The organism is Candidatus Limnocylindrales bacterium, assembly GCA_035571835.1.
Lineage (GTDB): Bacteria > Desulfobacterota > Binatia > UBA1149 > CAITLU01 > DATNBU01.
Genome location: DATNBU010000013.1, coordinates 130,902 through 144,606, shown reverse-complemented (window position 1 = coordinate 144,606; position 13,705 = coordinate 130,902). Strand labels below are relative to the sequence as shown.

The following is a 13,705-nucleotide window of genomic DNA, read 5'->3' as shown; positions in this document are numbered from 1 at the left end:
AGGTCAGCAGACCGGCGGCCGGCGCGTGATCCACGGCGCGGCCTGTTCGAGCTGCGACGAAACCCGGATCAGCTCGGCTTCTCCCCACGGCTTTCCGACCAGCTGCACGCCGATCGGAAGACCACTTTGGCTCCAGTGCATCGGCAGCGAGATCGCCGGCTGCCCGCTTACGTTGAACAACGGCGTGAACGGACACATCGCTCCGGCCTTCATCATCGGCATCGTCGGATCGGCGGCCGAGTCTTCGAACAGCTCGCCGATGCGCGGCGGCTCGGTAGCGATGGTCGGCGTCAGCAGCATGTCGAAGTCGCGTCCCCACGCGGCGACGAGCGCTCTCGAGAGAACCTGAAGATGCATCAGGCCGCGAACGTACGCGAGACTGTCCATCTGCGAGGCCTGCTCGCGAAGCGCGGCGTTGAGCGGCTCGACCTTCGAATAGTCGTCCATCTGGAAGTAGACCGAGCCGGTGTTCCAGACGACCAGGAACGACGGCATGATGTCGGAGTATTCCGGCCACTCGGGCTCGCCTTCGAAGACGTCGTGACCCGCGGCTTCGAGCAGCTTTGCGGTCTTCTCGACGGCTGCGATGCATTCCTTGTCGACGGGGGTTCCGGTCGGCGCCTTGGTCGTAAAAGCGATGCGAAGACGGCCCGGGTCGGCGCCGACTTCCTTCAGGAACGGACGCTCCGGCGCCGGAGCGTTGTACCAGGCGCCGGCGTCGAACGTGGCGGCCACGTCGAGCGCGAGCGCCGTATCGGCAACCGTGTGCGTGACGGTGCCTTCGACTGCGCCCCCGTGCATCACGTCGGAGACCATCGGACCGTTCGGCACGCGCCCGCGGCTCGGCTTGAGACCGACCAGGCCGCAGCACGACGCAGGAATGCGGATCGAGCCGCCGCCGTCGTTCGCGTGTGCGATCGGCGCCATGCCCGAAGCGACGGCCGCTGCGGCCCCGCCGCTCGAGCCCCCTGGCGAACGGTCCGGATTCCATGGGTTGCGCGTCGCGCCGTACGCGTCGTTTTCCGTAACGGGAACGGTGCCGAACTCGGGAGTGTTCGTGCGATACGCGAGCACCGCGCCGGCGTCGCGCAGCGACTGCGCGATGTGCTGTGTGAACGTCGAAATGCGGCCGAGTCCCCCGCGCGAACCGAACGTGGTCGGCCAGCCTTCGACGTCGGTCAGGTCCTTGATCGGAATCGGAACGCCGTGAAGCGGCCCGAGCTTTGCTCCGCTGCGGACGGCCTCGCGAGCCCGCAGGGCTTCGGCGCGGGCGCGCTCGTCGTCGCGCCAGATGACGGCGTTCAGGATCGGGTTGAGCGCGTCGACACGGGCCAGGTACGCGTCGAGGACCTCGACGGGATCTCGCTCACCACGTCGGATGGCCGCGGCGAGCTCGATGGCCGAGGTATTCGGATTCATGCGTGATTGCTTACACGCGGCCGAAAGGCCGGACAAGCGCACCGGTGGACCGGATGAGGTCAGTCCTTGAACGCCAGCTCGCGAAGCGGAAGCCGGTATTTTCGGAGCAGCCGGTAGACCTCGACCATGCCGAGCTTGCGGTTGCCCTGGATCTCGCGCCGTTGCCGCCAGACCTCGGGCAGCCGGGCGAATGCCGATGCGTACGATTTGACGAGGATGCGCGCGAGGGAGCCGCGCGAGTAGTCGCGCCGGAACGTGCTCGACATGCCTCGCCCGCTCGCTGCGGCGTAGCCCTGCATGGCGTAGCGCGCGATCGTCCACAGCGGGCTCACGAACAGAAGGCGCAGCGGCAGAAGACGCACCGCGTTCCAGATCCGGTTCCGCTCGACGAGGTACGCCTTGAACGCCGAATGGTACCCGCTGGTCATCGACTTCTTGTGGTAGGCGACGGCGCTCGGCACGTACCGGCAGCGCCATCCGCGAAGCTGGCCGCGAAGGCCGAGGTCGAGGTCTTCGAGATACGCAAAGTACGCGTCGTCGAACAGACCCACTTCGTCGATCATCTCGCGGCGGTAGACGGCAGCGCAGCCGTTCGGGCACAGCACCTCGTCGGCTTCGGCGTACTGGCCGACGTCTTCCTCGAGCCATCCGCGCGAGCGGCAGATGCCGTCGGGATAGACGAGCAGGCCCGTCGAGTCGTAGACGTCGCGGCGGTCGAACATGCGCACGTTTGCGGCGAACATACCGAACGCCGCGTCGCGCCCGGCGGCCGCATCCATCTCGGCAAGGAAACGCGCGTCGAGCTCGGCATCGTTGTTCAGTAGAACGATGAGGTTCCCGGTGGACACGGCATACGCGGCGTTGTTTCCGCCGCAGAAGCCGATGTTCTCTGGCATCGCGAGCAGGCGTGCTTCGGAATGCTCGCGGGCGAGGAATTCGGCGCTGCCGTCGGTCGAGCCGTTGTCGACGACGATCACTTCGAAGTCGCGAAACGTCTGCTCGCGCAGCGACGCAAGGCAGTCGGCCACCAGGTCGCGACCGTTCCAGTTCAGGATGAGGATCGAAAAGCGCGGCATCACGAAACCGGGATCGCCCCCGTCATGCGATGTGGAGCGAGCCGGCGAACGCTACGGTTCCGGCGGCGCTCAGCAACGGCGCACGAATCCGCCGCCCTCGCGCTGGCCTACCCTGCTTTCGACGAGCACATCGGCTTTGGCCAGCAGGTCTTCGCTCTTGCAGTGCTTCTCGATCATCAGCGACAGGTCGCTCAGGTCGTGCAGCAGCATCTGTTCGGCCTGCGCGCGAGCAGCAGGATCGGAAAGGATGTGGATCAGATCGAGCACGAGGTCTTCGAGCTCGAGGCTTTCGAGCTCGACCGCGATCTCGAAGGCGCGGTCCACGGAAACCCGCCCTGCGGCTTCGCTGTGGAGCGCTTCGATGACGGCTGCCGCTTCATGAACGACGCTGTCCTCGACCTCGAAGCGCAGCGAGTCGCCGGCCTGTTCGATCAGCGCAGCGATGAGCGCGAGTGCGCCGACGTGGCCGGCCTCGTGCCGTGCCATCGACATCCAGAAGCGGTGAAGGTCGGGCTCGTCGCGAAACGTGGCCGCAAGCCGCGTGTAGATGCCCATCGCGAGCGATTCGAGCCGCGATGCCTCCCGGATGATGTCGCCTACCGCCTGCGTCATTGCCGGTCTGCTAGCAGACGGCCGGTCGTAAAACGAATAGTTGCGATTTCGCGGGGTTGTAAATTGGGGACAGGTACAATTTCGCAGCGACGGCGCGATGGAACGGGCCGTCGATTTGGCGAAATCGTACCAGTCCCCAGCGAAATTGTACCTGCCCCCGTATTCGCGCCTCGTATTCGCCGTGCGCAGATCCCCTACGCCGTCGCCGCCGCAATCGGCGCGCGTCCTCGCAGCGACGGCGAAGTGCCGAGCATCTTCTCCATCTGCTGCAGCTTGGCGGCAAAGCCGGTGTCACCGGACTGACGCTCGGCGACCGAGCGTACGGCGCGAAGGATCGACGTGTGGTTGCGGCCTCCGAGCGCGTGACCGATCTCCGGAAGCGAAGCGGCCGTAAGCTTGCGGCACATGTACGCGGCAATGTGCCGCGGCCACGCGACGCGCCGTGAGCGGTCGCGCGACAGCAGCTCGTCGCGCGAAAGGCCGTGTACCCAGGCGACCGTGTCGATGACGACATCGAGGTCGATCGGGCCGCGGCGCGACAGGTACGGCGTGATCATCGTTTCGACGACGCCATCGTCGAGCGGAAGCGACTGATGGTTGCTCGCAGCGCGAAGGCGCGAGACGAGGCCTTCGACCTCGCGCACGCTACCCTGCAGCTGCACGGCAAGGCGCTCGAGGATGTGGTCGTCGAGGTGGATGCCGGCCTCGCTCAGCTTTCCCTTGAGGATGCGCAGGCGAAGCTCGCGGTCGAGCGGACCGAGATCGGCAAGAAGACCGCCGGCAAAACGGCTCTGCAGGCCGCGCTCGAGATGCTCGAGCTCATCGGGCGGACGATCGCTCGCGAGCGCGATCGGCTTGCCGCTCTGATGGAGAAGGTTGAAGACGTGGTAGAGCTCCTGCTGCGTACGCTTCTTGCCGGCGAGAAACTGCACGTCGTCGATCAGCAGCGCGTCGCAGCCGCGGAACTCGCGGTGGAACGCGTCCATGCGTCCGCCCTGCAGCGCTTCGACCATGCGACGCGTGAAGTCTTCGCCCTGATAGTAAAGGACTTTCTTGCCGCGGCTTCGAAGCGAATGGGCAACCGCAAGCAGCAGATGGGTCTTGCCGAGACCGACGCCGCCGTAGAGAAACAACGGATTGCCGCCTTCGCGCGGACTGCCTTCGGCAAGCTGGCGCGCGCCGAGATACGCAAGGCGGTTACCTTCGCCGACGAGAAAGCCGTCGAAAGTCTTTTCGCGAACCGGCTTGGCTTTGGCCGCGGGAACGGTTCGCACCGGAGTCGGCGACGGACGCACGCTGCTTTTTCCGCGCTGCGCAGCAAGCGACATGCCGAGCTGGCCCACGACAACGACAACCTGGCAGGTTTTTTTTGCAGCCGCGGCGACTGCAGCTTCGATGGTCGGCAGGAACGACTGCTTGACCCGGTCACGGAACAGACCGAACGGCGCTTCGAGTGTCAGCGTCTCGCCGTCGAACGATCGTGCTCCGAGCTCGAGAATCCAGGTCTGGAAATCCTTTTCCGAAACGCGCGCTTCGATCAGCGCGCATGCTCCGGTCCAGAGCCGTTCTGCTTCGTTGGTTCCGTTCACCTATTCACCTCCACGGTGACTCCGGTTCGGGCCTGGTGGCCGATACACAGGAGTTGGTCTGTTCGTCGCGTGGCGCGACGCCGTTGGTAAAAAAGCGACAAATGTCTTTTTTTGGAAGAACCGCGACGAACCGTTTCACCAATGCGACACGCGCCCCTTCTCTGCGCGCGTCTGCATTTGTTTTCCCTGTGCCCTTCGCGGTGCGCAGTGTGTACGCGGCTGCGACGTCTGCCGCAACTTAAAAAACCACGGATGTTATTTTTGCAGTGAAATTTTGCGGCCACGAAATAGCGGGGGTTGATGGTGGATAACTAGTGCGCGTTCTATCGAGAGAATCGCAGTGCGCACATGCAGGCTGTGAATAACTTGTGAATCGACGTGCGGAGTGAATTTGCAGCGCTGCATTCGCGCACGCACGCGCAGCCGCGCACAACGCGAAGCACGCGATGTGTGACAAATCACTTTATGGTCGACCAGAATTTTCGATGAAGAAAAAGAGTGATGCGTGGCTGGTATGGTCGCGGCTTGCGCGGACATCTGAGTAGCGCAGGCGCAAAATCGAAGCGAGCGCCGGCAACGAAGTGTCCGTAAATTCTTTTCGAGCGAAAAAAAGGCGTGGATTTTTTTCAGGCGGTCGGCTGTTCGCCTGGTGTGCGAACCGGCGTGCGTTCCCGCCCTTTCCAGGATTCCAGTGGCACGCCGTGTGCTCCGACCTGAGCGTATGTTCGACCTTCGCCGAGACCCATTTCGATGCAGGCTGCCCGGAACACTTCGTCGGCGCTCAGATACAGCGGACCGCCGAGCTCGGCGAGGAAGTTCGCGAGAACCTGCCAGCCCGGTGCGGCTTGTCCCGGCGGCGCAATCGTTGCCGGAAAGATCTGCAGCCTTCCATGACGGTTGACGAACGAGCCCGCCGATTCGAAATGGCTTCCGATTGCGAGCACCTGGTTCGCATACGCCATCGTCTTGCTGACGGAATCGGCGACGACGACCGTTTCCGCCAGATTTTCGAGGAACGGACACCATGCGGCTTCGTTGTCTTCGACGATGTCTCCGCGCAGCGCAAGAACGGCGTCGACGCCGGACGGCGGCGTGAGCTGCTCGACGTAACCGAGCGCGACCAGTCCTGCGCGGTTCGGGAAGCGATCGGTCGAGATCAGTTTGTCATCGTCGGGAATCGCCGAAGTTGGCGGTGAAGCGACAATGAGCGGGCCGCCACCGAGTCGGGCGGCAATTTCGCGCGCGAGATAGCCTTCTTCGATCGAGCATGCGGCCGATGCGACGACCGCGACGCGCGTGCGATTCTTCAGCGCCGCAGCGGACCTTGCGGTCACATCTGCAAGCGATGTCTCGACGAACTCTTCGCCCGCGCGCAGGTAACTGGAGACGAGGCGATGCTCGCCTTCGTTTCGGTGCCAGGTGCGGCGGCCGTCGTCACACATCCAGTACCCGTTCACATCCAGGTTGGCACGGGGTTTGAGACGGAAGATTTTGTTCTCGCGCGAATCGACGTCGATGTTACAGCCGTTCGCGCAGCCCGCGCAGATCGACGGCGCGGTGTCGAGGTACCAGACGCGCGCACGGAAGCGGAACTCGCGGCTCGTGAGCGCGCCGACCGGACAGATGTCGACGATGTTGGTCGAGTACGGGTTGTCAACCTGCTTGCCGCTCGCAAGATGCAGCTCCTGGTGATCGCCGCGCTCGGTAAGGCCGAGCTCGCAGGTATGCGTGTACTCCTCGAGGAAGCGCACGCAGCGCGTACACAGGATGCAGCGCTCCTGGTCGAGCATGATGTCGGGGCCGACCGGAATGACCTTGCCTTTCTCGACCTTCTCTTCGAGCGCGAACCTGGAATGGTAGCGCCCGTAGTCCATGTAATATTCCTGCAGCTTGCACTCGCCTGCCTGGTCGCAGATCGGGCAATCGATCGGATGATTGATCAGCAGGAACTCGAGGACGCCCTGGCGTGCTTCCTGCACCCGGGGGTTGTTCGACTCGATGACCATGCCGTCCTGCACGAACGTGTTGCAGCCGATCTGCAGCTTCGGGAGCGGATTCGGCTGCTTGGACGACATCGCGCGGATGTCGACCAGACACATGCGGCAGTTGCCGGCGATGCTGAGGCCGGGGTGATAGCAGTAGTGCGGGATCTCTTCGCCGGCCATCTCGGCGGCCTGCACGACGTTGGTGCCGTCCGGCACGACGATTGTCTTTCCGTTGATCGTTACGCTTGCCATCGTTCGTCCTGCGCGGCCCGGTCAGGCGGCGGCGTGCTGGCTGTCGGCAGTCGCCAGCGGCGCAACGCCGCCGCGAGCGGCCGCCTGGAATTCTTCAGGGAACTTCGCAAGAAAGCTGCGCACCGGCATCGCGGCGGCATCGGAAAGCACGCAGATCGTGGTTCCGAGCATTCCCTTGGCCACGGTGTCGAGCGTGACGAGGTCGCCTTCGCTCGCGCGGCCTTCGTCGAGACGGATCAGGATCTTCTCGAGCCAGCCGGTGCCCTCGCGGCACGGCGTGCACTGCCCGCACGACTCGTGGTGATAGAAGTGCGCGATGCGCCTGAGCGCCGCGACCATGTCGGTCGAATCGTCCATCACGATGATGCCGGCCGAGCCGAGCATCGAGCCGGCCTTGGCGACCGAATCGAAGTCCATCGCGATGTCGCACTCGTCGGCTTTCAGCACAGGGACCGACGAGCCGCCCGGAATCACGGCCTTCAGCTTCCGGCCCGGCAGCATGCCGCCGCAATGTTCGAAGATCAGGTCCATCAGCGGCGTGCCCATCGGCAGCTCGTAGGTGCCGGGCCTTTTTACGTGGCCGGAGACGCAGTACAGCTTCGGCCCGGGTCCGGAGTCGGGCCCGATGCCTTTGAACCACGCCGCGCCGCGCTCGAGGATGTGCCGCACGCACACCAGCGTCTCCACGTTGTTGACGATGGTCGGACAGCCGAACACGCCGTAGACGGCAGGAAACGGCGGCTTGATGCGAGGATGGGCACGCTTGCCCTCGAGCGATTCGATCAGGCCGGTCTCTTCGCCGCAGATGTACGCGCCGGCGCCGCGATGCACGTGGATGTTGAGCTCGCGCGTGGTGCCGAAAACGTTCTTGCCGAGAAAGCCTTTCGCCTTCGCTTCGGAGATCGCCTTGAGCAGCACGTCGGCGCCGAAAGCGAACTCACCGCGAATGTAGATGTACGCGTCGATGCAGCCGATCGCCCACGCCGAGATCATCATCCCTTCGAGCAGCTGATGAGGATCGTTGTCCATGATCGCGCGATCTTTGAACGTGCCGGGCTCGCTCTCGTCGGCGTTGCAGAGCAGATAGATCGGCTTGCCGGTGCCCTTGGCGAGAAAGCTCCACTTCAGGCCGGTCGGGAATCCTGCGCCGCCGCGGCCGCGCAGATTCGACTCCTTGACGGTTTCGAGCACCTGCTCGGGAGTCATCTCGTTGAAGACGCGGCGCGCCGTCTTGTAGCCGCCGTCGGCGATGTAGTTGTCGATCTGCCTCAGGTCCACGGAGACGTCGCGGTAACGAAGCAGTACGTGCTGGCTCATACGCTGAAAGACTCGCTGTTCGCTGATCGAGAAGAAGACCGGACGGTGTGTCCGGCGTGGTTTACGCTGCCGGCTTCGCCGAGAACGCGGTCATCGACGGCTCACCCTGGATCTTGCGCTGCAGGGCCATCAGCGCGTCGAGCACGCCTTCGGGACGCGGCGGACATCCGGCGACGTAGACGTCGACGGGGATCAGCTTGTCGATTCCCGGAATCGTCGTGTAGTTGTCGTAGAACCCGCCGCTCGACGCGCACGCCCCGAACGCCATCACCCACTTAGGCTCCGCCATCTGTTCGTAGACGCGGATCAGGATCGGAGCCTGGCGCGCGGTCACGGTGCCGATGACCATCAAGAGGTCGGACTGGCGCGGCGTGAAACGCGGCAGCAGCGCGCCGAAGCGGTCGATGTCGTACGGCGCCATCGACAGCGACATGTATTCCATTGCGCAGCAGGCGGTCGCGAACGGGTATGGAAAGAGCGAGTACTTGCGGGCCCAGGCGAGGGCTTGGTCCACTCGCGTGCAGACGACGGATTCGGCGAGAATTCCTGCGTCGCCGCGGACGTCGGCGATTCTCGGCAGCGTCGTGATCGGTTTGGCCATGGCGAGAGTTCTAAGGTTGGTTCGCGTAGTTTTCAACAGCGCACCGTCGGCAGGCGCGGCATTCATTGCGCCGGCGTCCCATCGCCGGTAAGAGCGCGCCCACCCTGCAATCCGCGCGCGCACGCCTCCGGATTCGGCGGGCGCTCGGTCATCGACAGAGACTACTCCCATGCAGTTCGGAATCTTCGGCCCACGGCGGGAAGTCACCCGCGAGTTCTGGCTCGAGGGCGGCCGGTTCGACCGCGTCGAGATCGAGATCGGGCCGGGCAACTGCGGCTTCCTGCGAAGCGCGGCGGTGGCCGATCCGCGCACGCTCTTTGTCGGGATCGAGTGGCTGCCGAGCTCGGTCGTGCGTGCGCACCGCGCCGGGCCCCTGCCCGCCAACCTGCGGCTGTTCGAGGGCGACGGCTCGTGGATCGTGCGGCACCTGCTGGCCGAGCGCAGCATCGATGCGGTGCACGTCTATTTCCCGGATCCGTGGTGGAAAAAGCGCCACCACAAGCGCCGGCTCTTCCAGCCCGAGCTGTGCGAGTCGCTGGCTACGGTGCTGGTCCGGGGCGGGACCGTCGATGTCGTAACGGACGTCGTGCCGCTGTTCGCCGAGATCCGCGAGCGCATGGAAGCCGCCGGCTTCCTCACCGAACCTTGGGAGCGCCCCGTCACCGCCGCCAGCGCCTACGAAAACAAATACCGCCGCCAAGGCCGCCGCTTCGAGCAGGCCCGCTTCATAAATGGGGACAGGTACATTTAATTTTCCGCAACAAAATCCGCCCCATCAATCCGAGACAGACACCGGTTGCGGGAAATCGGGGACAGACACTGATTTCGGCAAATCGGGGACAGACACTGATTTCGGCAAATCGGGGACAGACACTGATTTCGGCAAATCGGGGACTGTCCCGGATTAACGGAAATCGGGGTCTGTCCCCGATTACCCCGATTACCTTGAAAGCGCGGCCGTTGAATTCGCTGCGTTTTTTTAAATGTACCTGTCCCTATTTTCAGGCGACGCCGCGGTGGGATCGGGTGGTGCTGCTGATGAAGTTGCGGGCGACGCGGGCGATGCCCTCGGCGTCGAGGCCGTGCTTGGCGTAGAGCGCTTCGGCGGTGCCGGACTCGCCGTAGCCGTGCACCCCGTGGATGCGGATCGCGACGTCGCGCACTTCGGACAGCGCCTCGACCACCGCACCACCGACCCCACCGGCAATCCCATGGTCCTCGACCGTCAGCAGCCGGCCGCAGCGGTCGGCGGCCCGATGCAGGGCATCGACGTCCAGAGGCTTGATCGTGTGGAGGTTGAGAACCCCCGCCGAAATCCCTGCCTTGGAAAGCTTTTCCGCAGCACCGAGGGCCTCGGCGACGACTGCCCCGGAGGCGACGATCATGAGGTCGCTGCCGTCGCGAAGCTCAACCGCCTTGCCGAACTCGTACCGATAGTCCGGCCCGTTCACGTCCGCGACCGCCTGCCTGGTCAGCCGCAGGTAGGCCGGGCCGCCCACATAGTCCGCAAGAAACTCGGTCGCACGCTCGGCCTCGATCGCATCGGCCGGCTGGAGCACGACCATGTTCGGCAACGACCGCATCAGCGCGATGTCCTCGAGGCCCATCTGCGAGTAGCCGTCCTCGCCGACGCCGACGCCCGAATGCGTGCCGACCAGCCGCACGTTGGCGTTGTTGTACCCGACCGACATGCGGACCTGCTCGAACCGGCCCGTCAGGAAGCACGCAAAGCTTGCGGCGAACGGGACCAGCCCGCCGAGTGCCATCCCGGCCGCGATCCCGACCATGTTGCCCTCGGCAATGCCGATCTCGAAGAACCTCGACGGGAACGCATCGGCGAACTTCCTGGTGTGCACCGAGCTCGCGAGGTCGGCGTCGAGCACAACGACCTTCGGATGGGTGCCTCCGATCCGGACGAGTGCTTCGCCGAACGCTGCGCGTGTCGCCTTGGCCATGGCTACGCCGCCTCGAGCTCGGCGAGCGCGCGCTCGAGCTCTTCGGCCGACGGCGCCTTGCCGTGCCACGCGTGCGTGTCTTCCATGAACGAGACGCCCTTGCCCTTGACCGTGCGCGCCAGGATCACGGTCGGCCGCGCTTTCTCGAGCCGCGTGCTGTCGAACGCGTCGAGCAGCGCTTCGACCGAATGGCCGTCGACGTCGCAGACGTTCCATCCGAACGCCGCAAACTTCTGCGCGAGCGGCTCGACGTCGAGCGTACCGGCGACGTGCCCGTCGAGCTGGACCTTGTTGCAATCGACGATCGCACACAGCTTGGCGAGCCCGAACTTGCCGGCCGACATCGCGGCTTCCCAGTTCTGGCCGGCCTGCAGCTCGCCGTCGCCGAGCAGGCAGTAGACGCGATAATCATTCTGGCGGTCGAGCCGCTCCGCGAGCGCCATGCCGACCGCCACCGACAGGCCCTGTCCGAGAGAGCCGGTCGCCGCTTCCATGTACGGAAGCCGCACGTGATCGGGATGGCCCTGCAGACGGCTGCCGATGTGGCGCAGCGTGCGAAGCTCGTCGCGAGGGATCGAGCCTGCGCGCGCCAGAGCGGCGTACACGACCGGCACGCAATGTCCTTTGGAGAGAACGAAACGATCGCGCGACGGATCGTCGGGTTTCCCCGGCTGATGACGCAGGATCCGGAAATACAGACACGCGACGATTTCCGCGGCTGACAGTGAACCGCCGGGATGACCGGAAGCGGCCGCGTGAATCATGCGCAGCGATTCGATGCGAAGCTCTCGTGCGATTCCCTGGAGTTGCTCGGCTGACATGCCGACGAAACGTGCCTTTGCCTGCCGCGCTAGTCAATACACCTCAGTCGAGGTTTGTGCGGGTCATGTCGTCGCGCTCCCATCCGACCGCGCGACTACGCCGTCGCGCTTCCATCCGACCGCGCGACTACGCCGTCGCGCTCCAGTGCGTGTGACTTCGTGCGCGTTCCGGGTCGGCGAGCATGTTGAGGAACTTCACCTCGGGCGCGCCTGCGCCTATCGCAATCGCCGACAGGCCGCCGTTGTCCGTGCGGATGCGCCGGTACGCTACGAGCGGCGTCGCAAGGAAGTGGCAGATGAGCGTACGGATGATGTCGCCGTGCGTGACGAAAAGAACGCACTCGCCTGCGCGCAGCGTGGCGAGGCTTTCGAGCCCGCGCCGCTGCACGCTCTCGGCGGTGTCGCCGCCGGGCGTCGCGTTGGCCACCGGATCGGTCGCGAAGCCGTGGTAGCGCGGGTCGGTCGCAACTTCTTCGTAGGTCTTTCCCTGCCACTCGCCGAAGCGCACTTCGACAAGGCGCGGATCGGTTTCGATGGTGCGGCCGAGATGCTGCGCGACGATCTCGGCGGTCTCCTTCGCGCGCACGAGCGGGCTCGAGACGATGCGGTCGATCGCGAACGATTCGAGCAGGCGCGCGGCGTGTCCGGACTGCAGCCGCCCGTCATCGCTCAGCGGAATGTCGAGATCGCCCATGACCCGCCTGTCGCGGTTCCAGGCGGTCTCGCCGTGACGCATCAGAATTGCGGTCGCGGTTCCGCCATCAATGAACATGACGGTCGTCGCCGCCGCCAGACGGCGGGCGAAGTCCGCAGAACTCCTCATAGTCGATCAGCCCGGTTATCGTCGGGTGCTCGCCGCAGATCGGACACTTCGGATCGCGGCGCAGGCGCAGCATCGTGATGTCGAACGCGAGCGTGTCGAGCTTGGCGATGCGTCCGATCAGCGGCTCGCCGGCGCCGAGGATGAGCTTGATCGTCTCGAGTGCCTGCATGCAGCCGACGAGGCCCGGCAGCACGCCGAGCACTCCGGCCTCCGCGCAACTCGGCGCCATGCCCGGCGGCGGAGGCTCCGGGAACAGGCAGCGATAGCAGGGGCCCTCGTGCGGTTTGAACACCGTCACCTGACCTTCGAACTGGAAGATGCTCCCGTGCACGTTGGTCTTGTTCGTCATCACGCACGCGTCGTTGACGAGATAACGTGTCGGGAAGTTGTCGCATCCGTCGACGATGATGTCGTAGTCCGCGATGATGTCGAGGATGTTCGACGAATCGAGGCGCGTGCGGTGCTCGACGACGCGCACGTCGGGGTTGAGCGCATTGATCGCGATCCTTGCGGACTCGACTTTCGGCGTGCCGACGCGGTCGGTCGTATGCAGGATCTGGCGCTGCAGGTTCGAAAGATCGACGACGTCGTCGTCGACGATGCCGAGCGTGCCGACACCGGCCGCAGCAAGATACAGCGCAACCGGCGAGCCGAGGCCGCCGGCGCCGAGGCAAAGCACCTTGGCGTTCAGAAGCTTCGCCTGCCCCGCTTCACCGACTTCGTCGAGCAGGAAGTGCCGGCTGTAGCGGCTGACCTGCTCGCGCGTGAACGCGAAGTCCTGGACCCACGGGAAGCCGCCGTTTTTCCACGCGCCGAAACCGCCGCCCATCGAGCGCACGTTCGAGTAGCCCATTTCCTTCAGGATGCGGCCGGCCAGCAGCGAGCGTACGCCGCTCTGGCAGTACGCGATGATCGGCGTCTGCTTGTCGGGCACGTGACCTTCGACCTGCATCTCGAGGAACCCGCGCGGCACGCTGACGGCGCCGGCAAGGTGCCCGTCGCGGAACTCGTCTTTCTCGCGCACGTCGAGCACGACGGCGCCGGTTTTCGAGTCGATCGAGCGCTTGACGTCGTCGGCCGTTACTTCCGGCACCGCGCGTCGCGCTTCGTCGAGAATCTGTTGATACGTCTTCGCCATGGCTTGTTTTGCCTCTCTTCTGCTGCAACGAGGCCGACAATGGTAAACGGATCGCGCGACGATTGGTAACCGGTCCATTCCACGAAAAAGGGGACACGGCCCCTTTTTCTAGCCGCG

General features: G+C 64.9%; 12 protein-coding genes. 1 reads left to right on the top strand and 11 read right to left on the bottom strand.

Going from position 1 to position 13,705, the window contains the following annotated elements; translation table 11 throughout:
* Positions 1-3: 3 nt before the first annotated feature.
* The 7 genes from VN634_06270 to nuoB all read right to left on the bottom strand — a co-directional run bounded on the left by VN634_06270 (position 4) and on the right by nuoB (position 8,851).
* On the bottom strand, positions 4-1,419 hold the full coding sequence (locus VN634_06270; protein HXC50465.1) for an amidase: 1,416 nt from the start codon (positions 1,417-1,419) through the stop codon (positions 4-6).
* Positions 1,420-1,478: 59 nt separating this feature from the next.
* Positions 1,479-2,495, bottom strand: coding sequence for a glycosyltransferase family 2 protein (locus VN634_06265; GenBank protein ID HXC50464.1), 1,017 nt, complete (start codon positions 2,493-2,495; stop codon positions 1,479-1,481).
* Between the two features lie 69 nt (positions 2,496-2,564).
* Entirely contained in the window at positions 2,565-3,107 is a 543-nt protein-coding gene (locus tag VN634_06260) for a hypothetical protein (GenBank protein HXC50463.1), read from the bottom strand.
* A gap of 194 nt (positions 3,108-3,301) precedes the next feature.
* Positions 3,302-4,696, bottom strand: a complete 1,395-nt coding sequence (gene dnaA / locus VN634_06255; GenBank protein HXC50462.1) for a chromosomal replication initiator protein DnaA — start codon at positions 4,694-4,696, stop codon at positions 3,302-3,304.
* 626 nt (positions 4,697-5,322) lie between these two features.
* Positions 5,323-6,933, bottom strand: a complete 1,611-nt coding sequence (locus VN634_06250; protein ID HXC50461.1) for a 2Fe-2S iron-sulfur cluster-binding protein — start codon at positions 6,931-6,933, stop codon at positions 5,323-5,325.
* Positions 6,934-6,954: 21 nt separating this feature from the next.
* Positions 6,955-8,250 (bottom strand): NADH-quinone oxidoreductase subunit NuoF, encoded by a 1,296-nt coding sequence (nuoF, locus tag VN634_06245; GenBank protein HXC50460.1) that lies wholly within the window; start codon positions 8,248-8,250, stop codon positions 6,955-6,957.
* 61 nt (positions 8,251-8,311) lie between these two features.
* The gene (gene nuoB / locus VN634_06240) at positions 8,312-8,851 is read right to left on the bottom strand and encodes an NADH-quinone oxidoreductase subunit NuoB (protein ID HXC50459.1); all 540 of its coding nucleotides are present in this window, start codon (positions 8,849-8,851) and stop codon (positions 8,312-8,314) included.
* A gap of 169 nt (positions 8,852-9,020) precedes the next feature.
* Here nuoB and VN634_06235 point away from each other — a divergent pair, with 169 nt between their 5' ends.
* Positions 9,021-9,602, top strand: a complete 582-nt coding sequence (locus VN634_06235) for a hypothetical protein (protein HXC50458.1) — start codon at positions 9,021-9,023, stop codon at positions 9,600-9,602.
* A 250-nt stretch (positions 9,603-9,852) separates the two neighbouring features.
* Here VN634_06235 and VN634_06230 read toward each other — a convergent pair whose 3' ends face one another.
* The 4 genes from VN634_06230 to moeB form a co-directional block, all read right to left on the bottom strand.
* Entirely contained in the window at positions 9,853-10,806 is a 954-nt protein-coding gene (locus VN634_06230; GenBank protein ID HXC50457.1) for a transketolase C-terminal domain-containing protein, read from the bottom strand.
* A gap of 2 nt (positions 10,807-10,808) precedes the next feature.
* Entirely contained in the window at positions 10,809-11,627 is an 819-nt protein-coding gene (locus tag VN634_06225; GenBank protein HXC50456.1) for a transketolase, read from the bottom strand.
* Between the two features lie 127 nt (positions 11,628-11,754).
* Positions 11,755-12,399 carry a histidine phosphatase family protein gene (locus tag VN634_06220; protein HXC50455.1) on the bottom strand — a complete coding sequence of 215 codons (645 nt, stop codon included), beginning with the start codon at positions 12,397-12,399 and terminating at the stop codon, positions 11,755-11,757.
* Complete coding sequence (moeB, locus tag VN634_06215; protein HXC50454.1) at positions 12,389-13,588, bottom strand: molybdopterin-synthase adenylyltransferase MoeB; 1,200 nt, start codon at positions 13,586-13,588, stop codon at positions 12,389-12,391. The genes VN634_06220 and moeB overlap by 11 nt, the downstream gene beginning before the upstream one ends.
* Positions 13,589-13,705: the final 117 nt, after the last annotated feature.